Origin of the sequence: Sphingopyxis witflariensis (assembly GCF_002205635.1) — a bacterium.
GTDB classification, from domain to species: domain Bacteria; phylum Pseudomonadota; class Alphaproteobacteria; order Sphingomonadales; family Sphingomonadaceae; genus Sphingopyxis; species Sphingopyxis witflariensis.
Map to the genome: position 1 here is coordinate 1 of NZ_NISJ01000022.1, position 21,785 is coordinate 21,785.

Consider the following 21,785-nt stretch of genomic DNA (forward strand, 5'->3'; position numbering starts at 1 on the left):
CTCCAAAACCAACATCCCGATCTCGCCGCCTGAAAATCCAGCCGGCTGCTTAAACCATCGAAATGAGGGGTCCCTTTTAGACGCCGATCACCCCGCTAACGGGGTCCTTTTTGCACGCCGATCCACAGGGCACGATTATATCCGCGCCGGGGATGTCGTCATCGACGGCGATTTCTAGCCTTTAATTTCAGGAGTTGACGATGAAGAAGCGCCTCATTGCGCTGGCGATGCCGCTCGCCCTGGTGGCATCGCCGGTTGGAGCCGAGCAGGTACGCGGGATCGGTAGTGCACCGATAAGCAAGGATCTGGATAGTGTGCGGGCAAGTGCGCGCACCGCTGCCCGGCAGAATGCCATCCTAAACATGCTCAAGATCGCAATCGGGGCAGATCGTTTGGGCGATGTCACCCCGGCGCAGATTGCATCGATGGCGTCGCAGATTAGCGAGGCCATGATCGTCAACCAGAAAAGCAGCAGCGACGGGAAGAACTTTATCGTCGAGCTGGATACGGATATTGATGCCGCCTGGTTCCGCGAGTTGCTGGACAACGAAGGCATCCTGTCTTCGTCGCAACTGGCCATGGGCGATAATCAGCTGATTTTCGTCATGCTCGATCAGAACAGCGGCATGGCGCGCAACTTTTCCACTCCGCAAGAAGTGAGCGTCGAATATGATCGCCGTACCGGCGGTTCCTTCAGCGATCGTTCGGTCGAGGCGGCCGCGAGCAAGGATGCGTCGGGCTCCACATCGCGCAGTGCCAGCGGCTATCGCGTCAACGCGGCTGGGGCCAGCGGCGTCAGTACCCGCAATGGCTCGGCGGCGGACCGATATCGCGGGAGTGCTGCGGGCGCACATTCGTCGAACGCGTCGACAGCGGAAATGCATTCATCGTCCTATGCCAGCAAAGCGAACGTCCAGGCAGAGGTGCATGACGACGTTCGGTATCGCGAACATATCGTCTATCAGCGGCCGCCGCAAAATTCGCCGGTGGGGCACGTGCTGGCCGCGTTGACCCGCGATCTTGGGCGCTACGGCGTTGCCATGGCTGATCCAGATCAGGCGCTGTCCAGCTTTTTCGCGGGTGAGCCGCCACGTTTCGAAACGCTGTCGAAAAGCGAACGGTTCACGCCCTTCCTTGCCTCCCTCGCTCAGCGCGATGCCCCCTTTTTTATGGGCGGAACGATGACGGTGGAATATGGCGGGCGCGATCCGGCAACCGGCAATGAAACCTGCAGCGGCCAATTGAATGCCCGCGTATACGCGACATCCAATTCACGGCTGATCGCGCCCGGGGCCGAGGGTGCATCGGCGATGGGGCGTACGCCGGGCGATTGCGAGGCCGCGCTGGCCAAAACGCTCGCGCAGAAAGTGGCCGGACAAATCGGTCCCGCAGTCCAGAAACACTGGCGGAATATTGCAAGGGCCAATGTCGGCCATGATTCCCAGCAACTGGCCGACTACACGCTGGTCCTGCGCGCGGCCGGGCTGGATATGAAGATGCAGGCCGACCTTGACGATGCCCTGCGGGCGACCCCCGGTGTGGAAAGCCAGAGTGTCGTGTCGCAGAAGAGCAACGAGATGCACTTCACCGTGCGCTATGCTGGGACGGCGCCGCTTCAGTTCGCGCTGTACCAGAAGCTGCGCGGGCTACCGGCATTCGCTAACATGCAATCAACGGTCAACGGGCGCAGCATCCTGCTTTGCCTGACGGCTTGCGGGCCGGCACAGTGACAAGAGCCCTGACGGCGCTTGCCGTCTTGCTCGCCGGCGTGGCGCTACCCGGCGTAGCTGTGGCCGCAACCGCCGCTCCTCATCTTTGGGCTGTGCGCGGGCTTTATGGCCTCGACCACAGCGCCTGCACGCCGCCCGGTGACCTTGGGGATACGGCGATGATCGCACCGGCCCTTTGCAATCAGCTGGGGGAGGCGGAGCGCCAGCGCATCGGGCAACGCTTCGTCGAGGCGATGGCCGCGCATTTCCCAGGGGTGGAGGCTCGCTTCGCGCAGAGCCTGCCGGCGGATGTCAGTCCGCGTGCCCGGCTTGCGTCCAGCCTGATCGCGTCGCTCCGATTGACCCGTGCCACCATTTGGACGGTGGACAAGGGCGTGCGGACAGACGGTTTCCTGCCGATCACGCTGGCGCTCGACATCAGCAATGGCGCGACCGGCGAGGTCGTCTTCACCCGCACGCATTCGCTGCTGGCTTCTGGACCCTATGCCGCCGGAACGGCAGAGCAGGAGCTCGCGCGGCAGTTTCCGGCCAAGCTTGATCAAGCAATGCAGGCGCTGATCGTCGAGGCTGCGGCGGATTGGAAGCCCTATGCCCAAAGCGCAACAGTGGTCGGCAGGGTTGAAAACGGCTGGGTTGTCGATCGGGGCCGTGGCCATGGTTTGCGGATCGGTGACGCGATCGGGGACGATGGCCATATCGTCTATGCCGGCGCCGATTATGCCGTTGTCCGCCCGGTTCTGGGCGAATATCGCACGGGCCAGATACTCGCGCGGACGGCGGTGCAGCCTGCCGCGATGCTCGCCAAGCCGAGCCTGCTCACCAGCTTTGCCGACGTCCCGCAAGGATATGCCAAGCCCTTTCTGACAAGCATTTTCGAAGATGCGGTGGGGGCAAGCGGCGGCTTCGCACCGATGCCAGTCAACCCGGGTTTCTCCAGTTTACGGGCGATGGCGCTGGGCGAAGCGCAGGCGCTTTCCACCGACAGCCGCAGCCTGCCGGATTATGTCGCCAGTATCGGCGTGACTTTGCTGCCTTCGGCGACCTTTCCCAGTAATATCCCGGGCGTGGCGATTGATCGGCATGAGGCGCACGCCTTTGTCGAGCTGATCGATCGATCGGGCCGGATTGTCTTTACCGCGCACGGTCAGGCCAAAATTGTCGACGAAGCGGCCGCCGGCATACGCTTTTCGATAGAACAGCGACACGATACCGTGATCCGCAACGCGTTGATCGACGCGGCCGCCAAGCTTTGGGCGTTCAAGCCGCAGCCCCTGAGCCTGCCGATTGCCGAAGCTGGCGGGCGGATGGTGATCGCCGATCGGGGCGGCGCACTGCCGATCGGAGCGCAGCTCAAGGTTTTGCGCAAGGCCGGGCGCATGCCGGGCGTCGCCGGGGCGGTGTTCGAACCCGTTGGCGAAATCAGGGTTGAGGGCCAGGCCGAAGGCGGAATGCTGGCCAGCAATGCGGATATCGCGCCCTTGCGCTTGCGCAGCGGTGACGTGGTGGCGATCGAAAGCGCAGGGCCACCGCTGATCGCCCGCCGTCCCGTGAAGCAGTGCGGCGTGGGCCGGGTAGACGATCGTGGCCCGGTGCCGATCGCCTTTTGGCGTGTGGCCGCAAGCGCCCGGTTCGCGGCGCATTTTCCAGCCCCGGTCCATTCGGCCGGGCTGGCTGACCGGCTTCAGATTTTGCGCGATCAATTTGCCGACTGGGACAGCTTTGCGCCCGCGCAGGACCACCCCGCGGATTATTGCTTCATCCCGGTCATCGGCGTTGCGCCGGAGTCGAACGATGCCAAGGGCCGCCCGCAATATTCGCTGGCCGTCGGCTACACCTTGATGCGGGACGAAACGAAATTGTCCGGCGGGGGGCTGCGCGCGGTGTTGACGCCGACGGCTCTGCCAGCAGGCGTCGACCCCGCAAGCACCCGCGCAATGCTGCTGCAAGACGTGATGGCGCAGGCATTGCCACTCGCCGATCGCGCCGTCGTGACACTCAAGCCACCTTTGTGAATGCTATGAAAAGGATGATGATGATGATGAATAGGATCGGGCTCACCATGGCCGCGATTGTTCTGGTGGTCCCCGCGACCGCGTTGGCGCAGTTCGGCGGTCTCGGCAAGATGGTCAAGGGAGCCGCTGGCCTTTCCAGCAGTGACGACGGCGCGCCGATTTCGATGGACGATGCCGATGCGTTTCTGACGGGAACCGTCCAATCGACGAAGAATGTGATGATCGCGGCGGCGCTGCTAGCGGGTGTCGTGACGGAGAAGGACAAGGCGGTGAGCCGCAAAATGCAGATCGAGGCGATCGAAAAAGTACAGGATCCAAAAGAGCTTGGTGCGCATACCGCTCTGCTTGATTCCGACATTAACGACATCAAACAATCGGACTTCACGGACAAGCTTCAGGCCGAATATAATGCCGGAAATTCTGCGAAAAAGGCGGCGATCAGCGCGGCGGTCTTCAACCTGGCTTTGGGTGTTGTCCGCAACGCCAAGTTGGCAGAGCAGGCTCCGTCCATGATCAGCGGCGTGAGCCGGAACCCTGAACTCGTCCGCCGGGCCGGTCAGTTCAAGGCCGCCGGCTCGCTGCTTGGCACACAGGCCAAGGGGTTTGCCAGCATTGCCAGCGTGATGCCCAAGCTTCTCGCGGTTGCCAAGGTAAAGGCTCCCGATGCCGCCAGCACCAGCAAAGCTGTTCCGTTTGAAGGCTTCTTCTGATCCTTCGCTGACCGAGATTGCGCTGGGATCTTATCCTTTTTCCAAAAAGGCCGGGGACGGTACCAATGAGAAATTTTATTATTCCATTAGCGACATTTTGTATTTCCTCATCCGCCATGGCGACCCCTGTTAAAGTTGGCGAAAAATTGGAATTTCTCCTCCAAGCTGATACAAAAACTCTGGATTCTGGCATATATTGCGAAGCAAGAATAAATGGAAAATTGGTCTATTATGCAGACATTGGTTCAGGGAAAGGCGTTGTCAGATATTCTGCAAAGAGATATTTTTTAAGTATAGGTGAAGATGACTCTGAGGCGCATGAAGCCTTAACGCGTGGTTTTCCCATGGGTGGGGATGATGATTTGACGTTTGGCGTCACAATCGAGACAATTCCGGGCGCCAAGACCGTTCAAACGGGCGAAGAGGAGTGGGCTACACCCTCAAAAATGATCATCCATGGGACGACTGGCCCGGCCTGGGGGGCGTATCGAGTCATGTGGACTTGCGGCGCGTGAGCCAGCATTCGCTTCACCGCTGCTGAAGGCCTCTGCCGCCTAATGTGCTGAAGGGGGTAAAGGCGGGCTCGATCAGGTTGAGATACCCTCTGTGGGTCGCGAAACTCATATGAGGCCGGAAAGGCTCCGCTCCACGGGCGGGGTCTTTCTGGTGTGAGCGAGGCGAGCTCCGCGTCGATCATGGCCTTTAAGACGACGCCCAATCGCCGGGAAAGGCCGGTAATTTGACTGTCGGAGCTACAATCGCTCACCGGGCTGCAGAGGCTCCCGATTGAATTCGCCCGTGAGCAGCTGCCTCAACTCCCCGCGCTGCACCAGAAGGTCGGCAAGCGTATAACCGTCGAGAACCGTCATAAAGGCGGCGAGCGCTTGCCCGAGCACCCCGGTGAGACCGCATGCCGGAGCGATCACGCAGCTACCGCAGTCGGCGAGGTCGAACCCTTCCTCGGTATCGCGCACGAGGGCGCCGATATTAATCTCCTCAGGAGGCCTGCCCAGCCTGATGCCGCCAAGCCGGCCGCGAACCGTTTCGACATAGCCCTGGCGCGCGAGCTGGTTGACCACCTTCATCAGGTGATTTTGCGATATGCCGAAGGCCCCGGCCACTTCGGCAATCGAGCAGAGGCGATCGGGATGCGCTCCTAGATGGAGCAAGGCCCGCATCGAATAATCGGTGAACAGTGTCAGCTTCATTGTCGTTCCTGCAACCGCGGCAAGCGGTTCGTGCGCGTAAGATGTATTTATCTTGCATGTTATTGCGGCCATGCATAGATGCATCACAGATGCATGATTTGGAGCATGAGTCGTGAATGCGAACACCGAAATCGACGAAGCATGTTCGAGCCGGTCCGCTCATAGGGGAGGTCTTCGGACATGAACGCACCGACGCCCTATCGTTCGACGCCTGTCTTTGATCAGGACACGCTGCCCGCCGCGCTTCGCGCCCGGCACGACACCAAGGCGGGCGTGTGGGGGATGATCCGGGTGATCGAGGGGCAGCTTTTGCTGAGCTATCTCGATCCGCCGTCCGAGATCATGCTCGATCCCGATCGTCCCGGACCGATCCTGCCGGGCCAGCCCCATTTCGTCACCCCGGTGGTGCCGATGACGATGCGGGTCGATTTCTACGACCGGCCTCCCGTCGGCTGATCAATCCCACCCAAAGCGTTCCTTCGTCCCATTCTCAGGAGTATTTCATGTCGCAGCCGCTCAGCGACGAGACCATCGCGCTCGTCAAAGCCACCGTCCCCGCACTCGAGGCACGCGGCCTCGATATCGTCCATGAAATGTATGCGCGCCTGTTCCAGGATCCGGCAATCCGCGACCTGTTCAACCAGTCGAACCATGGCGACGCCGGAGCGCAGCCGCGGGCGCTGACCGGGGCAATCCTGGCCTATGCGAGCAATATCGACAATCTCGCCGCGCTGGCGCCGGCGGTCGAGCGGATCACGCAAAAGCATGTCGGGCTGCAGATCCGGCCCGATCATTACCCCCATGTCGCCGACGCGCTGCTGGGCGCGATCAAGACGGTGCTTGGCGACGCGGCGACCGACGCGATTCTCGCGGCGTGGGGCGAGGCCTATTGGTTTCTCGCCAACATCTTGATCGCGCGTGAGGGACGCATTTATGGCGAACAGAAGGATGCTGTCGGCGGCTGGAACGGATGGCGCGACTTTCGCATCACCGACGTCGTGCGCGAAAGCAGCGTGATCAAATCCTTCATCCTCACTCCCGCCGATGGCGGACCCGTCATGGCCTATCGACCGGGGCAATATCTGACCTTCTGGTTCGAAATTCCGGGCCATCCGCCGGTCAAGCGCAACTATTCCATCTCGGCGGCCCCCAATGGCGAAACCTATCGCATCTCGGTGAAGCGCGAGCCGCAGGGGCTCGCATCGGGCTGGCTCCACGATCAGGCCGAACCCGGCACGATGCTCAAGGTCGCCGCGCCGGCGGGCGAATTCTTCCTGCCCGACCGTCCAGAGCGTCCGGTGGTGCTGTTGTCGGGCGGCGTCGGTCTGACCCCGATGGTGGCGATGCTCGAGGCCATCATCGAAAGCGGCAGCGACGTGCCGGTGCATTATATCCACGGCACCCATGATCGCGAGACCCATGCGATGCGGGCTCATGTTCGCGCGCTGGCCGCGCTCAGCCCCGCCGCCCGCGTCACCGATTTCCATCAGACCCCGCTCGCTGGGGAAGTGGAAGGGCAGGATTATGACCGCGCCGGGCTGATCACCGAGGAATGGCTGCTCGCGAACACGCCCGTCGGCGAGGCCGATTATTATATCTGCGGCCCGCGCCCGTTCCTGCGCGCGTCGGTGTCGGCGCTGTCGCTTGCCGGCGTATCACCCGATCGCATTCATTATGAGTTTTTCGGACCCGCCGACGAATTGCTTGCCGCCTGACGCGATGGGCCGAAGGGCGAATGACGAGGGGCGCCGGTGCGGCATGGTGAGAGGCGATGTGAACGCCTGTCTGGCCGCGCCGGCGGGCTCGTCGTCAAGGCTTGTGCGGTTGGGTTCGTGTCAGGTCACGACTGGAATGCGAGCGGCGTGACGAAGTTTACGGCGCTTCCGCCAATGTGCCGAGGGCGACGGCGCATCGATTGGTCTCAATATTTGACGCCGCTCGTTTCGCGGGGCGAGGTGACCTTTTCGGCGCCGATGCTGTCCACCAGGATCGCATATTTGGCGCCCGGATGCTGCATCGCGGGCGTGTGCCATGCGCGCGTGACGGTCAGCGTGGCATCTTCGAATTCGATCAGTTCGCCAACCTGAGGCGCGCATTCGAAATGGAAAACACCTCTCGGCGAGGCGGAGCAACGATCCTGTCCGTCATATATCGTGATAATCATGATTAGGTCCTTTCATTCATTGGTGGAGGGAAGTCGTCGCCCGGCGTTCGGAAAAATCGGAGCGGATCGAAGCCGGCTATCATCCCGATGACGCAGCGCGCTTTCGGGCGAGCAGCGTCTCCGGGGCGCTCTTCCTCGGCGTGTCTCACGGATCGGGTTTCTGCAGATCGACGAGCCGCAAATAGGGCTTGAGCGTGCGGTAGCCCTGCGGGAATTGCCGGTGGGCCTCTTCGTCGGACATTTTGGGTGATATCACCACCGCATCGCCCGGCGACCAGTTGACAGGTGTTGCAACGCCGCGGGCATCGGTCAGTTGAAGGCTGTCGATCGCGCGAAGAATTTCGTGGAAATTGCGCCCGGTACTCGGCGGATAGGTCAGGATCAGACGTATCTTTTTCGCCGGGTCGATCACGAACACCGAACGCACCGTGAGGATCGGATCGCTCTCTGGATGGATCATGCCATAGAGCGCGGAAACCCTGCCATCGGGATCGGCGATCATCGGAAAATCGGGTTTGGCCTTCTGTGTCTCCTCGATATCGGCTTCCCATTTGTGATGCGCCTCGACCGGATCGACCGATAGCCCGATCGGTTTGACGCCGCGCCGGTCCCACTCGGGCCGCAGCCGCGCGACCTCACCGAGTTCGGTGGTGCAGACCGGCGTAAAATTCTTTGGGTGACTGAAGAGCACGCCCCAACTGGGCCCCAACCATGTGTGAAAAGATATGCGCCCGTGGGTGCTGTCCTGTTCGAAATCGGGGGCGATCTGTCCAAGCTGGAGCGTCATCCCATTTCCTTTCTGTAATGGACGATCAATGTGCGGCGGCTCGTTTGGGCTGCGGCAAGAGGACGTTTCGCGCGCCGGGGGCGCGGGGGACACACAGGGCGGTCGGGGCCCGGCTTCTGCTGTGCGATCAAGGCGCCAATGTTTCGCATTGCTGTGACCCATTCGCGCCGCGCCTGCAGCCAGATCGCGGCGGGAATGGCGAGCGGCGCGAACCACAGGAGCACCGGGTCGAGGGCCCGCTCCATCGTCATGAGCGCCAATGAGCCGGCCCCGATGACCGTCAATGACGGGCGAAGCGAGAATGAGGAAAGATGCGCGGTGGACATGGCTGCTCCTTGCCAGCGCATCATCGCGCGCTTATCATCAAGCAAGCAAATGAATGTTATTGCCAGTTAAACGGAAAATTTTTGCTATGGACGTCGGTGTTGCCCGTACTTTTCTGGAGATTGTGAAAAGCGGCAGCTTTGTTGGCGCGGCAGCCAATCTCAACCTCACGCAGACGGCGGTCAGCGCGCGTATCCGCGGGCTCGAGACGCAGCTCGACCGCCCGCTCTTCATTCGCAACAAGGCAGGCGCGAAGCTCACGCCGGCCGGCGAGCAGTTTCTGCGCTTCGCGACGACGATGGTCCAGGTCTGGGACCGGGCGCGGCAGGCGGTCGCGCTGCCGCCAGGCCGCGACACGGTGGTAACGATCGGCGCCGAGCTCAGCCTGTGGAGTCCGCTGCTGCGCCATTGGCTGATCTGGATGCGGCGCGAATGCCCCGACATTGCGGTGAGCACGGCGATCGACACGTCCGAAAGGCTGATGGACCGGGTGCAGGAAGGGTCGCTCGACGTTGCGGTCATCTATGCCGCGCCGCGCTTGCCGGGCGTCGTTGCTGAACTGCTGTTCGAGGAGAAGCTGGTCCTCGCGCGCACGACCCCGGTCAGTCAGCCGCTGGCGGTGGAGGATCATGTCCAGATCGACTGGGGTGCGAATTTTGCCGCCAGCTACCGGGCCGCTTTCCCTGACCAGCCGAATGCCGTGGTGTCGATCGACTATGGACCGCTCGCTCTCGACTATATTCTCGCGACCGGCGGCAGCGGCTATTTTCGTGAGGGGTTCATTCGCTCCTATCTGGACGAGGGGCGGCTCGCACGCGTGCCTGACAGTCCCGAATTTTCCTATTCGGCCTATGTCGTTCATTCCGCGACGGCCGATGCGGGGGTCATGGAGCGCATCCGCCGTGGCCTGCGCGCGGCGGCCGCATGAGCGGCGAGCGGGCCTCGCCTGTCTGCTACGGCGCCGAAGCCGACGATATCTATATGGGCTATGCGGGGCGCGACGAGCTGCTGGCCGCGCTGAATATATTGCTCGAAGCCGAACGCGCTGGCGCACGCGTCGCGCTGGAGAGCGTCGGTGACGCCACCGGTCCCGATCATGCCGCGATGATGCGCGCTATTCGCGCCGATGAGGCGCGCTGGTGTGCGATGCTGTCGCGCCAGATCCGACGGCTGGGCGGCACAGCCTCGCGCAAATGCGGAGCCTTTCATGGCAAGGCGATGGCCATCGCCGATCCGATCGAACGCTTGGCCTTTCTTAATCATGGCCAGGCTTGGGTGGTGCGCAAGCTCGCCGATCTGACGCGGCGCGTGCGCGATGACGCGCTCCACGCCGACCTTCGCCGCATGGCGGAGAGCCATCGGATCAATATTGACAGCGCCGCCGCCTTTCTGGGCGAGACCCGGCCGGCTTCCTGATGCGCTGCGGGAGGTCACGCGGCCGCTATGACCACAAAATTTGGCGTGCCTGCCATCAAGATTATGCATTTGTCGGAGCCGCGGGGGCCGCGCACTAGGGAGTGAAGATTTTGGCCCGTGGCATCGCTGTGCACGGGGCGAACGGCTCGCGACCGGGCCGGCGAAGAAAAGGATCGAGACCTGCATGACCGAAACCCGCCCCTTGCGGCCAGAAACGATCGCGGCGGCGCACGGTGTCGCCAGCGATGCCGCCTTTGGCGCGATCGCGCCGCCGCTCTACCTGTCGAGCACCTATGAATTTGCGGGCTTCGAACAGCCGCGCGTCTATGATTATGGGCGCGCCGGCAATCCGACCCGAGACCTGCTCGCCGATGCGCTTGCCAGGCTTGAAGGCGGCGGCGGTGCGGTCGTCACGGCGAGCGGGATGGCCGCGCTCGACCTGGTCGTGTCGCAGCTTCCCGCCGGAGCGGGCGTCATTGCCCCGCACGATTGCTATGGCGGCACCATGCGGTTGCTCAAGGCGCGTGAACAGCTTGGCCAGCTGTCGCTGCAGCTCGTCGATCAGCGCGACTGCGATGCGGTCGGTGCAGCGCTCGCGGGCTCACCGGACCTGCTGCTCATCGAAACGCCGAGCAATCCGTTGCTGCGCGTCGTCGATATCGCTGCCCTGTCGGCGCAAGCGAAGGCCGCGGGGGCGGCGGTTGCGGTCGACAATACTTTTCTGTCACCCGCGCTGCAGCGGCCGATCGCGCTGGGTGCCGATTATGTCATTCACTCGACGACCAAATATCTGAACGGCCATTCCGACGTGATCGGTGGCGCCGTGATTGCTGCCGATGCCGGCAAGGCCGAACGTCTGTCGCATTGGGCGAATGTCGTTGGCTGTTCGGGGTCGCCGTTCGATGCCTGGCTGACGTTGCGCGGCTTGCGCACGCTGTTCCCCCGCATGCACCAGCAGCAGCTCAGCGCGATGGTCATCGCCCAGATGCTCGATCATCATCCGGCTGTGTCGGCGGTTCATTATCCCGGGCTTGCTGCGCATCCTGATCATGCGCTTGCGGCGCGCCAGCAACTGGGCTTCGGCGCGATGCTGAGCTTCGAACTCGCGGGCGGCGTCGATGCGGTGAAAAGGCTGATCGCGGCCTTGCGTCTCTTCACCTTCGCCGAATCGCTGGGCGGGGTCGAAAGCCTGATCGTCCATCCCGCGACGATGACCCACGCCGACATGGGCGATGCGGCGCGCCATGTGGCGGGAATTGGCGCGGGCCTGCTCCGCGTGTCGGTCGGCCTCGAGGCTGAAAAGGATCTGGTCGAAGATCTGGCGGCGGGACTGGCGGTCTGTTGATCGTGCTGCGGCTGGCTACATCCAGCCAGTAAAGGAAGGAGCTTTGTTTTGCCGACCACCGTCATTGTCATCGATCTGATCGGCTTCCTTCTCGTGCTGCTGGGTTTTCATCTCGCATTTCGGCAGGAGCATGTTCGGCGTTGGTGGGGGATATTGCGCGACGAGCAGCATCGTCCGGGCGAGCAACCTCCGCTCACGGACGATGATCCCTTGCGCTATGTGCTTCGCATATCGGGCGTGATGATCCTCGCTTTTGGTATCGTCCTTTCGCTTCTTTTTACGCTGACCCATTCTCCGGCCCCGTCGGCGCTCTGACGAAGTGTGTGCTATGCATTCCAAACCCGATTTTTTCGCAGGCAAACCGGGTGGTGTCGGCGAAGTCGGGATCGAAGAGCCGGCACGTCATCGTTGCCTGGGCGATGACGGATGCCTCGTGGTCGTTGAATATCGACGGTGCCGCATTGTGCGGGACTCTAGGCCCGCGCCATCAGCAACCCACCGGCCGGCTGCTATTGGGGTGCCAGGACAGGAAGCTCTGGTAAATGCATGGTGACAATGGATCGCGAACTTCGGCGGATCAGATGCGTGAATGAGGATGGCGACACGGTCATTCTTGTCGAAAGTCAATATTATGATCGGCGAAGCACAGCCGCCGGTGATCGGGAATATCCGGGTGCTCGGCGCATCGAAACACTGGGCGGAATGTCGGTTCGCCTGATCGACGCTGCGATCTACGAGGTACCCGAAACGGGCGAGTTTCTTCGCGACGCGGGTGATTGATGGCGGTGCCCTGGGCTGGGGCAGCGGGAACCTTTCAAGGTTGCACACATCTAATAGCGCCGTTGAGGAGGGCGGGCGAATGGCAGTACAAGATTCCGCACCGCGATTGAGAGACGAATGGCTCGCCGACAAGGATCTCGTCGGCCGCGTCAACGCGGGCGACGGGTTGGCGTTCCGGCAGGTGATGGAGCGCTACAACCAGTGCCTCTACCGCGTCGCCCGGGCTATCATGTCGGACGACGCCGAAGCCGAGGACGTCGTGCAGGAAAGCTACGTGCGTGCGTTTGCTGCGATGAAGGACTTCCGTGGCGATTCCGGTCTACGGACCTGGTTGACGCGCATCGTGATCAACGAGGGCAGGGGGCGGCTGCGCCGCCGGCGTACCCGCCACGACAATGGGTTTGACGGGCAACCGGGCGATGGCGGAGCGCTGATTGTCGGATTTCCGGGAGGACAGCCGGTCGAAAGCCCGGATTCGCAGGCGGCGCGCGCCGAAGTGCGGCGGCTGCTCGAAACCGCGATCGAAGCGCTGCCCGACGTCTTTCGGCTTGTCTACATCCTGCGCGAAATTCAGGAATATAGCGTCGAGGAAACCGCGGCATTGCTGGCTATCGCGCCCGAGACGGTCAAGACGCGCCTTCACCGTGCGAGGCGGCTGCTACGCCAATCGCTCGATGCGACCTTGTCCGAGGCCATCCGTGGCAGTTTTCCTTTCCTCGGCAAGCGCTGCGAGCGGCTCACCGAGACGGTGATGCGACGCCTGGCAGCGGCGCCCTAGCGCCGCAGGTCACCCACAAGCGACCTTGCCGCCCGAGCGGTCAGACCCCCATAATCGACGACAGGAAATCGCGCCGGAGCTCGGCATCGCTTGCGAAATCGCCGAGCCAGGCCTGGGTGACCATCGACACACCTGGCTGATTGACTCCGCGGCTCGTCATGCAGCCGTGCGACGCCTCGATCACGACCGCAACGCCGCGCGGCTCGAGCGTGTCGAATAGCGTTTGCGCTATCTGCTGGGTCAGGCGCTCCTGAAGCTGCAGCCTGCGGGCAAAGGCATCGACGAGGCGCGACAGTTTCGAGATTCCGACGACCTTGCCCGACGGACGATAGGCGACATGGGCCCTGCCGACGATCGGTGCCATATGATGTTCACAGGTTGAAACGAGCGGAATCGAACGGAGCAGGACGGTCTCCTGATAACCCTCGGCCTCCTCGAAGACACGGCGCAGATAGGCGGCGGGATCGACGCGGTATCCGGCGAACCATTCGGCGTAGGCACGCGCTACCCGCGCAGGTGTCTCCACCAATCCCTCGCGCATCGGATTGTCGCCGGCCGCGGCGATCAATGTTCGCACCGCGGTTTCGACCGCCGCGCGGCCGGGCCGTAGAGTCGTCGCTGCATCGCTGAGCTCCTCCTTGCTATCCGGTTCGCGCATCTCGACGCCCGTTTGAAACTCCATTCTGTTCGTCCTCCATCGCAAGATTGAGGCATTCGATGATCGCCATGGCGAAAAGTTCCCGAGACTTTCCCGGGCCTGCCGGGAACCTCACGACGCCGACTGCATCCAATGCGGGCAACAGGGGCATCGCCATGGGGGCGATGCCTGGCAACAAGAGAGGAATATCTCGTGACCGACATCATCGCATCGCGCCGTACCCTTATCCGCTCGGCTGGAACCGGCCTCCTGTCGGTGGCCGCCATCGCCATACTTGGCGACATGCCGGCCCTCGCGCGTGAGGCCGGGAAGGGGAATGGGGTGTCGGCGCGCCAGGGCGACATCGATATATTGAACGTCGCGCTCGGGCTCGAACATGAAGCGATCGAGGCGTATCAGATCGGCGCCGAGAGCGGTTTGTTGCAAAAGCCCGTGCTCGATCTCGCGGTGATCTTTCAGGGACATCACAAGGGACATCGCGATGCGCTTTCCGGAGCCATCAGGCAGCTTGGCGGCGCGCCGGTCGAGGCGCATTCGCGCGCCGACTATATCGAGAGTCTCGGCATCGCAGCCATCAAGAACCAGGCGGATGTGCTGAAGCTTGCGCAGGCGCATGAGCTTGGTGCTGCCAATGCCTATATCGGCGTCATGCCCTCGTTTGGCGGCAAGGAGCTTGCCCAGGTGTGCGCGAAGATCGCTGCCGACGAGGCGTCACATTGGTCGCTCCTTACGGCGGCGCTTGGCGAACCAATTCCGTCCGCCGCCTTCCTGTTCGGCTGATCCTTGGCATGAGAATGGATCGCCACATGAAATGGGCACCGGTCATCGCGGCGGCTTTCCTTCTGTTGCCGGCGGGCGCTGCCATTGCGCTTGCGCCCGCCGGCGATGCCGTGCGTGGGGCGCAGCTCTACAAGGCGCGATGTGGCAGCTGTCACTCGCTCGATGCCAACCGGGTTGGCCCCGCCCATCGCGGCGTCGTTGGCCGAAAGGCAGGATCGATGGCGGGCTATAGCTACTCACCCGCGATGCGCGCATCGCGGGTCGTCTGGAGTCCACAGGCAATCGACCGGTATTTGCAGAATCCGCAACAGATGGTGCCTGGGACGAAGATGGGATTTCGTCTCGCCGATCCAGGCCAGCGCGCCGACGTGATTGCCTATCTGCAACAGCAGGGCAGGACGGTTCGAAAATGACGGACCAGCTTCGGCGTCGGAAAAGGTAAAAAGGCGGCGCGATAATTCGCGCCGCCCTCAACGATGTCTGCATTGCAGAATATCGCCCCCACCACCTGACGGTTCCCTGGGTCGCAATCAGCAACCGACCGGTGAAAGATCATGTTGCAGGATCTATGCCTGCGATCGGCCTCGCGTGATTGTACGAATGCGCCAAATCGGAGAGATCGCCCAGCAATTCATCGCGTCCCGTCAAACCGATCGCGTCTCCGCGCCGGGGCGGTGCCGCTGCCGCTAGGGGCCAAGGGCGGGATAAGGGGATCCAGGCCAGCCCATGTTGATTTTGTCGGCACAGGGGCCATGATTGGTCCGTCATGAGTGACTTTGTTTTCTTGCGGCGCGATCGCGTAGGTCGGCTAGCTCCAGGGCTAGCCGCCCGGGGTGTTCCCTCGATTTCGCAGTTCGGGCCGTCTGTCATGTCGGTCCCTGGAGCAAGACATGACCTGCAATCGCCAGGGGCCATCCGCGCGTTCGCGGATAGCAATGAATGGTGGCAAAATACGCCACGACGCTTTTCGTCCGATCGGATGTGCTGGGCAGCTTTTGCTGATGCTGGCCTTTGTCCTTCTTTTCATTTTGTCCTGTGCCTTGATTGGCATGGCGTTGGCATCGCCTCGGTAGACGCGGGATTTCGTCACCGCGATGCCCTTTTATGTATATGTACGGCGCGCAATATTATTGCGTTTATAAGGAAAGATGGAGCTTTTTTAGAAGTGAAATGGATTAATTTATAACTAAGAAAGTTTTTCGATGATTTATGGAAGGTTGAAGGGTTTTCAAAATAGTGAATGACAGGTTGGGAGTGATTTATTCTCTATAGGATGACTTGAAAATATCATCCTGATCGCTATCTCTGCCTCGCAGCCATGAGTATATTTTTTCAATTTCGAAATTCAGAGCGTCTGACGATCTGTGCTTAGCCGGACGTGCGCCCACCCAGGCGACGTCCGGTGCACGGCATCCGAGTCATGACGCGCGGCCGCTGAGGACCGCGAACCATTCCATCCTCCGATGCAGGGCAAAATCCCTCGTTCACGCCGCATGGGCCCGCGCCCGTGTGGGCGTTGTTGCTGCGCAAAGGAGATCCGAAAATGGCAGCCCAACTTTATTCCCGTTTGCGGGGCAGCTCGCAAAGGACGCTCGATGTCGAAATCCTGCTCGCCCGCTATCCCCGGCTCGATGAGCAGGAATTGGCGCGTCTGATCGAGACCTTTCCCGCGTTGCCGCTGATCGACAAGGCTGTGATCACCGCGGACGAGCAATTGTCCGAAAGGCTCGCGGCTTTCTACCGCGATCATCGCCGCGAACTCGAAGCGCCCATCGCCTTTCTGTTCGTGTCGCTCATCCTTCCGATCATCGCGGCCAGCGCTGCGCTCTGGTGGCTTCTCGGCTGATCGCCCGAAACCGCCGCGTGTCTTTCCGCCGTCCGGTGATGGCGGATGCGCTTAACCACGACTTCATCCCCCCGGCGGCACCTGCCGCCTTGAAAGAAAGAGAATATGTCTACGCAAATTATGTTCGCCCATCATGACGGCGTTTTCGTCAGCCGTCCCCGCGTCCGGAGTGAGGCCAAAGATCCCGTTGCCGCGGCGGCGCTTGCACCGCGGCCGAAGCGGACGAGCTTTGCGATGACGGGCGAGGATATTTCTTCGCTCGTGACGATCGTCCCGGTGGGCATTTTGGCGCTCATCACATTTGGTTCGCTGCTCAGCCCGATCTGATCTTTTCCCTTTCCTCCGTGCCGGATTGCCGTGGTCGCGGTCCGGCGCGCAAAGGGGAGAGAGGCGCGTTCCTTGGGTGGCCGCGGTTGGAAAGCATGGGGTTCCTTTGCTTTCCGCCGTCCATATGTCCTTATGCCTGCAGCGCCTCTTCCGCGCACCGATGGAGTTAATCTTGCGCTTCACCCGCTTCATTCCGCTCGCCGCGAGCATCGCTCTGATGCTGGCCTCGGGCTTCGCATTGCCTGCAATCTGGGCGTTTCTGCTGTTTTTGACCGGCGCCACCCTGACCGTTATCGGCCTGTATGACCTGTGTCAGCCGCTCCATTCGGTCCGGCGCAACTACCCGGTCATCGGCCGCATTCGCTGGCTCTTCGAGGATATCCGCCCCGCGATCCGTCAATATCTGATCGAAAGCGATCACGAGCGGACGCCCTTTTCGCGAAGTCAGCGATCGCTCGTCTATGCGCGTGCGAAGAATGAGATCAGCGACCGTGCCTTCGGGACGCTGGTCGATGTCTATGCCAATGGATATGAATTCATCGCCCATTCGACGCAGCCGGTTCCGGTTGCCGACCCGGCAGGGTTTCGCGTGTCGATCGGCGGTGATGATTGCACTCAGCCCTATCTGGCCTCGATCTTCAACATCTCGGCGATGAGCTTCGGCGCGTTGAGTGCGAACGCGATCCGCGCGCTGAACAAGGGTGCCAGGCTGGGCGGCTTTGCCCACGACACCGGCGAAGGTTCGATCAGCCCCTATCATCGCGAGCATGGCGGCGACCTGATCTGGGAAATCGGAAGCGGCTATTTCGGCTGCCGCACCGCCGACGGTGGGTTCGACCCTGTCCGCTTCGCCGAGCAGGCAGCCGACCCGCAGATCAAGATGATCGAGATCAAGATCAGCCAGGGCGCCAAACCGGGCAAGGGCGGCATCCTGCCCGCCGAGAAGGTCACGGCGGAAATCGCGGCGACGCGGGGCATCCCGATGGGCGAGGACTGTATTTCCCCGGCACGGCACCGCGCGTTTTCGACGCCGATCGAACTCGTGCATTTCATTGCCGAACTGCGCCGCCTTTCGGGCGGCAAGCCCGTCGGGTTCAAATTATGCGTCGGCCAGCCCTGGGAGTTCATGGGCATGGTCAAGGCGATGCTTCTGACGGGAATCCTTCCCGATTATATCGTCGTCGACGGGGGCGAGGGGGGAACGGGCGCCGCGCCGCTGGAATTTACCGACCATCTTGGCATGCCGATGCGCGAAAGCCTGCTCTTCGTGCACAACACGCTGGTGGGGGCAGGGATTCGCGGTAAGATCAAGCTCGGCGCCGCTGGCAAGATCGTCAGCGCGTTCGACATTGCGACCGCGATGGCGCTGGGCGCCGACTGGACCAATGCCGGGCGCGGCTTCATGTTCGCCATCGGCTGCATCCAGTCGCTGTCGTGCCACAGCAACCGCTGCCCAGTGGGTGTCGCCACCCAGGATCCGACGCGGCAGCGCGCGCTGGTCGTCCCCGACAAGGCGACGCGGGTTTTCAATTATCACCGCAACACGCTCAAGGCCTTGTCGGAAATGATCGCGGCGGCGGGGCTCGATCATCCGGGCCGCCTCGGTCCGCATCATCTCGTCCGCCGGGTCAGCCTCACTGAGATCCGGCTTTTCTCACAGCTTCATATATTCCTCGAAGAGGGCGAGTTGCTCGCTGGGGCGTCCAATCGCGACTTTTATGGCAGCGCCTGGCAGCTGGCGCGCGCCGAAAGCTTCGAGCTCGCGGCATGATGTAGGTTGTCACTATCTGACAGTCAGCCTTCGTAGTGTTCCTATGCGCCTTCAGTGATCCACGGTCACGCCATTGCGGCTTTTGATTCGGTCGCGGCGGTCGATCGATCGAAATGCACCGGCAGCCGGATTTCGCAGCGAAAACCATGTGTTCACCTTTCGGGGCTCCGCTTCGTTCGACGAACACGCGGGCACGCGAGCGTGTGGCGCAAGGCGCTGGCGAGGCGAGCTGGCTCTGGCAGAACGACGTGGCCACCTGGGTGCTGCATGAGCTGGGTGGCTGGAAATAGGTGGCATTATTGAGGGTGGTTAGACGTTCGAAACCCTCGAAAATCCTCACTTCTGGATCACCGGCTCGGGCCTCCGCCGCTGCAAAAATTCAGCGTATTTCAACAAGCTATACCAATTTCATGTCTAACATAATTGCAGGGTTAGACATTATGCATAGGCATCAACGGCATCGATAAGCGCGAATGAAAACGCCATTTTTGATAGTAAACTCAATCATATATCAGTTTTGTCGCTAGTCGCGACTGCGAATGCAAAGATATGGGCCCGCCGCCGATCGGGAGACCAGCCCTCGCGCTCAAACATTTCGAACATGCTGATTTCGTCGAGGGTGAGTGGGTTGCCCTCGATCGCTTGGCGTCCGCCCCCCGGGATCCGATCGCCTTCGGCCTGAGGATGATCAATGTGTTTGGTAGCCATTATTTTTTGATCTCCTTACGGAATAGGGTTCTCCGGCAAACGGGGTTGATGACCCGCCGGAGCCGTTGGCGATGGAACGACTAAAAACCCAAGAGTGCGCTTAGCTTTGCGCGCACCTCATCGATCACAGTCTTTGATACGGCACCCTTCTTCTTCGCCCCTCGCGCCTCCCAATCAAGGCTCTTGATCTGATCGGACAGGGCGACGCTGGGCGGCACCTGGGATACAACAACTTCGAGTGGATAGCCTTTGATCTGGCTCGTCATCGGGCAGCAAATCATCATGCCGCGCGTCTTGTTGTAGGCCGCAGGCGAGATGACGAGGCAGGGTGATGACCGGCTTGCTCATGCCCTGCCTGGGGATCGAATTGCAGCCACACAATATCGCCAGTGTCGGGCACATAGCGACTGACCATCAAAACATCTCATTACCGACCGGGAGGCCAAAATCGATAATCTCGTGGAACGTTTCCGGTTTCATGCCCGCAAGCAGCTCGTCGAGCGTGTAGACAGGCTTCAAAACAGGCTCGATGATGAGCCGGCCATCTTCTTCGCGAACTTCGACTTCCTGACCGACATTCAGCGCAGCCGCCACCATCAGTCCCGAGGGGATGCGGATTGTCGCACTATTGCCCCACTTCTTTACCAGAATATCCATCGGACACTCCTTTGTTTCCACATTGATGATACGCTACCAGAATACGGAAATGTAGAAATAAATGTATCTGCATTCGAGATAGGGTCCCGATTCCTTCGCAAGCGCCCGTCCCGCAGTAGGCGGGGCCATCTCTCATGCGGTCGCCGCTACGGCGGGGCTTTAATCCCCAATTGACTCCCGCCAATCATTTCATATCATCGGCTAATGCCTGCCGGTCCCTGCGACCCAAGATCGGCGGGGTGGGATCGTCTCTATGGGTTGCAATACACATATGAGACCGGAAAGGCTTCGCTCCACTAGCGGGGCCTTTCTGCTGTGGGCCTTGCCAGCACAGCGTCGATCATAGTCCAAAAAAACGAACACGTAGCCGCCGGAAAAGAAGATGGTGCGCTGATTCTCGGGGTTATGACGACTGCCGGAATTGGTCGGCGCTCATCGATGTCCAGAGCCGACCGGCTTCGCCGTTTCATTGTCGTCATCGCACGGGTCGTCGGGGGTCATGGTCAGTTGCACCGATGGCCTCGCCAGTATCGGTCCCATCGAGCTGCGTAGCCGTCCCGCACCATTGCGCACGACAGATCGCCGCCTCGGGGCGAGATGCAGAAGGCAGCGGTGCGATTGCCGCCTGCACCGCCGGCCGAGCGGCAACGCATCGTCGGCCCAGTGACCTTAACATGCCCCGTCGGCGATGTTCCGTTGGGTCGGCCGAGCAGTCTGGCCAAGTGGTCGCGCGCTGCCGCGGCGTTGGCGTCTGGACACGGATGACCGGGGCGACATGAGCCATCGATTTCGCGTGCGGCGATGCCTGATAGGCGGATGCGCGGTCCTTCGGCGCACCAGATGGGACCATCTCCATCCCAAACGGCCGTGGGCGTGCAGTCAAAGGATTGACCAGTCGGGATGATGGAGGCGAGCAGCAGGGCAAGGATCATGCTCCCGCCTTAATCGCTTTGATTGATTTGCGAAGCTTTTGTGGCTCAGCGGGCTCCATGCGCTTTACCGACTGGTTGCATGCATCACTGGAAAAAAATATTGAGCGTCATGAGCAGGGGCCGCCTAAGCCAAGCAACTTCCGTGCGGCCTGCTGCGAAGCAAAGGGTTATACGACTATCGCCAACGACGGATTTTCCCGCTGAGTGTGGTGACAATCGGGAAACTGGTTGCAGCCATAGAAGATAGTGTCATTCCGTCCTTTGCGCTCAACGACCTCTCCTACCAGGCAACTGGGACACTGGTTTAACTCCTTTCCATCGATAGTTTCGAAACGGACGTCATCTCCGGCAATGTCGCAAAGTTCGCGAATGTAGCGGGAAGGCTTGCGCTTGTTGCAGAGGATGAATGTCCCTCTGCTGGCGCGGGTGAGCGCGACATAGAAAAGGCGGCGCTCTTCCGCGTAGGCAAACGATTCTGGGCGCGGGATGACGAGATTGAGCAACTCGTCATCTTCGATCCGACTGGGAACGCCATAATCGCCTTCGCTGATATCAAGTAGGATCGTGTAGTCAGCCTCGAGTCCCTTGGACCTATGAAAAGACATCCCTGCAACCTCGATATTGGGGAATACGGGTGGCCGACCGTGGAATGGGTCGAGCAGGTTGTAACGCCACAACACCAGCACTTTCAGCTTTTGGCCTGGCTCCCGTCGCCATTGACGAACTGGCCTGCTGCCGGTTTGGTGGACACCGAGATAGGGTGTTTCCACCTATCGGAGGTCCACAATGCAAAGAAGGAAGTTCAGCCGCGAGTTCAAGCTTGAGGCGGTGAGGATGGTCCGCGAACGCGGG

At 61.3% G+C, this 21,785-nt stretch carries 25 protein-coding genes and 1 pseudogene; 17 read left to right on the forward strand and 9 right to left on the reverse strand.

Annotated features, from left to right (window positions below; genetic code table 11):
• The first annotated feature begins 200 nt into the window (after nucleotides 1-200).
• The 4 genes from CDQ91_RS20410 (at nucleotide 201) to CDQ91_RS21130 (ending at nucleotide 4,967) form a co-directional block, all read left to right on the forward strand.
• Nucleotides 201-1,730, forward strand: coding sequence for a hypothetical protein (locus tag CDQ91_RS20410; protein ID WP_088474538.1), 1,530 nt, complete (start codon nucleotides 201-203; stop codon nucleotides 1,728-1,730).
• On the forward strand, nucleotides 1,727-3,742 hold the full coding sequence (locus CDQ91_RS20415; RefSeq protein WP_144036840.1) for a hypothetical protein: 2,016 nt from the start codon (nucleotides 1,727-1,729) through the stop codon (nucleotides 3,740-3,742). The genes CDQ91_RS20410 and CDQ91_RS20415 overlap by 4 nt, the downstream gene beginning before the upstream one ends.
• A gap of 14 nt (nucleotides 3,743-3,756) precedes the next feature.
• Nucleotides 3,757-4,452: a hypothetical protein gene (locus tag CDQ91_RS20420; protein ID WP_088474540.1), complete on the forward strand. Its 696-nt coding sequence runs from the start codon at nucleotides 3,757-3,759 to the stop codon at nucleotides 4,450-4,452.
• 65 nt (nucleotides 4,453-4,517) lie between these two features.
• Entirely contained in the window at nucleotides 4,518-4,967 is a 450-nt protein-coding gene (locus CDQ91_RS21130; protein WP_144036841.1) for a hypothetical protein, read from the forward strand.
• Nucleotides 4,968-5,204: 237 nt separating this feature from the next.
• Here the strand turns inward: CDQ91_RS21130 and CDQ91_RS20425 are convergent, their stop codons facing one another.
• Nucleotides 5,205-5,660 carry an Rrf2 family transcriptional regulator gene (locus CDQ91_RS20425; RefSeq protein ID WP_088474541.1) on the reverse strand — a complete coding sequence of 152 codons (456 nt, stop codon included), beginning with the start codon at nucleotides 5,658-5,660 and terminating at the stop codon, nucleotides 5,205-5,207.
• A gap of 180 nt (nucleotides 5,661-5,840) precedes the next feature.
• On the opposite strand from CDQ91_RS20425, the gene CDQ91_RS20430 reads away from it, so the two are divergent.
• The gene (locus CDQ91_RS20430) at nucleotides 5,841-6,116 is read left to right on the forward strand and encodes a TehB family protein (RefSeq protein ID WP_088474542.1); all 276 of its coding nucleotides are present in this window, start codon (nucleotides 5,841-5,843) and stop codon (nucleotides 6,114-6,116) included.
• 47 nt (nucleotides 6,117-6,163) lie between these two features.
• Nucleotides 6,164-7,375, forward strand: a complete 1,212-nt coding sequence (gene hmpA, locus CDQ91_RS20435) for an NO-inducible flavohemoprotein (protein WP_088474543.1) — start codon at nucleotides 6,164-6,166, stop codon at nucleotides 7,373-7,375.
• A gap of 206 nt (nucleotides 7,376-7,581) precedes the next feature.
• On the opposite strand, the gene CDQ91_RS20440 is transcribed toward hmpA, so the two are convergent.
• From CDQ91_RS20440 to CDQ91_RS20450, 3 genes are all read right to left on the reverse strand, one after another.
• Nucleotides 7,582-7,824: a hypothetical protein gene (locus tag CDQ91_RS20440; RefSeq protein ID WP_088474544.1), complete on the reverse strand. Its 243-nt coding sequence runs from the start codon at nucleotides 7,822-7,824 to the stop codon at nucleotides 7,582-7,584.
• Between the two features lie 145 nt (nucleotides 7,825-7,969).
• On the reverse strand, nucleotides 7,970-8,611 hold the full coding sequence (locus CDQ91_RS20445; protein ID WP_088474545.1) for a peroxiredoxin: 642 nt from the start codon (nucleotides 8,609-8,611) through the stop codon (nucleotides 7,970-7,972).
• A complete protein-coding gene (locus CDQ91_RS20450; RefSeq protein ID WP_144036842.1) occupies nucleotides 8,608-8,937 on the reverse strand; it encodes a hypothetical protein in 330 nt (109 codons plus the stop codon). The genes CDQ91_RS20445 and CDQ91_RS20450 overlap by 4 nt, the downstream gene beginning before the upstream one ends.
• Nucleotides 8,938-9,023: 86 nt before the next feature.
• On the opposite strand from CDQ91_RS20450, the gene CDQ91_RS20455 reads away from it, so the two are divergent.
• The 6 genes from CDQ91_RS20455 to CDQ91_RS20480 all read left to right on the forward strand — a co-directional run bounded on the left by CDQ91_RS20455 (nucleotide 9,024) and on the right by CDQ91_RS20480 (nucleotide 13,254).
• Nucleotides 9,024-9,863 carry a LysR family transcriptional regulator gene (locus CDQ91_RS20455; RefSeq protein ID WP_088474547.1) on the forward strand — a complete coding sequence of 280 codons (840 nt, stop codon included), beginning with the start codon at nucleotides 9,024-9,026 and terminating at the stop codon, nucleotides 9,861-9,863.
• Nucleotides 9,860-10,351 (forward strand): DUF6306 domain-containing protein, encoded by a 492-nt coding sequence (locus CDQ91_RS20460; protein WP_088474548.1) that lies wholly within the window; start codon nucleotides 9,860-9,862, stop codon nucleotides 10,349-10,351. The genes CDQ91_RS20455 and CDQ91_RS20460 overlap by 4 nt, the downstream gene beginning before the upstream one ends.
• A 184-nt stretch (nucleotides 10,352-10,535) precedes the next feature.
• Nucleotides 10,536-11,696: a cystathionine gamma-synthase gene (gene metB, locus CDQ91_RS20465; protein ID WP_088474549.1), complete on the forward strand. Its 1,161-nt coding sequence runs from the start codon at nucleotides 10,536-10,538 to the stop codon at nucleotides 11,694-11,696.
• A gap of 48 nt (nucleotides 11,697-11,744) precedes the next feature.
• Entirely contained in the window at nucleotides 11,745-12,011 is a 267-nt protein-coding gene (locus tag CDQ91_RS20470; protein ID WP_088474550.1) for a hypothetical protein, read from the forward strand.
• Between the two features lie 240 nt (nucleotides 12,012-12,251).
• A complete protein-coding gene (locus CDQ91_RS20475) occupies nucleotides 12,252-12,476 on the forward strand; it encodes a hypothetical protein (protein WP_088474551.1) in 225 nt (74 codons plus the stop codon).
• 79 nt (nucleotides 12,477-12,555) lie between these two features.
• Nucleotides 12,556-13,254: an RNA polymerase sigma factor gene (locus CDQ91_RS20480; protein WP_088474552.1), complete on the forward strand. Its 699-nt coding sequence runs from the start codon at nucleotides 12,556-12,558 to the stop codon at nucleotides 13,252-13,254.
• Nucleotides 13,255-13,294: 40 nt separating this feature from the next.
• Here CDQ91_RS20480 and folE read toward each other — a convergent pair whose 3' ends face one another.
• On the reverse strand, nucleotides 13,295-13,936 hold the full coding sequence (gene folE, locus CDQ91_RS20485; RefSeq protein ID WP_088474553.1) for a GTP cyclohydrolase I FolE: 642 nt from the start codon (nucleotides 13,934-13,936) through the stop codon (nucleotides 13,295-13,297).
• Between the two features lie 168 nt (nucleotides 13,937-14,104).
• Here folE and CDQ91_RS20490 point away from each other — a divergent pair, with 168 nt between their 5' ends.
• The 5 genes from CDQ91_RS20490 to CDQ91_RS20510 all read left to right on the forward strand — a co-directional run bounded on the left by CDQ91_RS20490 (nucleotide 14,105) and on the right by CDQ91_RS20510 (nucleotide 18,636).
• Entirely contained in the window at nucleotides 14,105-14,692 is a 588-nt protein-coding gene (locus CDQ91_RS20490) for a ferritin-like domain-containing protein (RefSeq protein WP_201791935.1), read from the forward strand.
• A gap of 26 nt (nucleotides 14,693-14,718) precedes the next feature.
• Nucleotides 14,719-15,105 (forward strand): c-type cytochrome, encoded by a 387-nt coding sequence (locus CDQ91_RS20495; RefSeq protein WP_088474555.1) that lies wholly within the window; start codon nucleotides 14,719-14,721, stop codon nucleotides 15,103-15,105.
• A 1,130-nt stretch (nucleotides 15,106-16,235) separates the two neighbouring features.
• Nucleotides 16,236-16,538 carry a hypothetical protein gene (locus CDQ91_RS20500; protein WP_088474556.1) on the forward strand — a complete coding sequence of 101 codons (303 nt, stop codon included), beginning with the start codon at nucleotides 16,236-16,238 and terminating at the stop codon, nucleotides 16,536-16,538.
• Between the two features lie 105 nt (nucleotides 16,539-16,643).
• Nucleotides 16,644-16,865, forward strand: coding sequence for a hypothetical protein (locus CDQ91_RS20505; RefSeq protein ID WP_144036843.1), 222 nt, complete (start codon nucleotides 16,644-16,646; stop codon nucleotides 16,863-16,865).
• Between the two features lie 172 nt (nucleotides 16,866-17,037).
• Entirely contained in the window at nucleotides 17,038-18,636 is a 1,599-nt protein-coding gene (locus CDQ91_RS20510; RefSeq protein ID WP_419722579.1) for an FMN-binding glutamate synthase family protein, read from the forward strand.
• Nucleotides 18,637-19,424: 788 nt separating this feature from the next.
• Here CDQ91_RS20510 and mazF read toward each other — a convergent pair.
• The 4 genes and pseudogenes from mazF to CDQ91_RS21605 form a co-directional block, all read right to left on the reverse strand.
• Nucleotides 19,425-19,759: pseudogene (gene mazF / locus CDQ91_RS22105) on the reverse strand (endoribonuclease MazF).
• Nucleotides 19,759-20,001, reverse strand: a complete 243-nt coding sequence (locus CDQ91_RS20525; RefSeq protein ID WP_088474559.1) for an AbrB/MazE/SpoVT family DNA-binding domain-containing protein — start codon at nucleotides 19,999-20,001, stop codon at nucleotides 19,759-19,761. The pseudogene mazF and the gene CDQ91_RS20525 overlap by 1 nt, the downstream one beginning before the upstream one ends.
• Nucleotides 20,002-20,504: 503 nt before the next feature.
• The gene (locus CDQ91_RS21810) at nucleotides 20,505-20,933 is read right to left on the reverse strand and encodes a thermonuclease family protein (RefSeq protein WP_088474560.1); all 429 of its coding nucleotides are present in this window, start codon (nucleotides 20,931-20,933) and stop codon (nucleotides 20,505-20,507) included.
• A gap of 167 nt (nucleotides 20,934-21,100) precedes the next feature.
• Nucleotides 21,101-21,703, reverse strand: a complete 603-nt coding sequence (locus CDQ91_RS21605) for a topoisomerase DNA-binding C4 zinc finger domain-containing protein (protein ID WP_237246092.1) — start codon at nucleotides 21,701-21,703, stop codon at nucleotides 21,101-21,103.
• Nucleotides 21,704-21,785 lie beyond the last annotated feature (82 nt).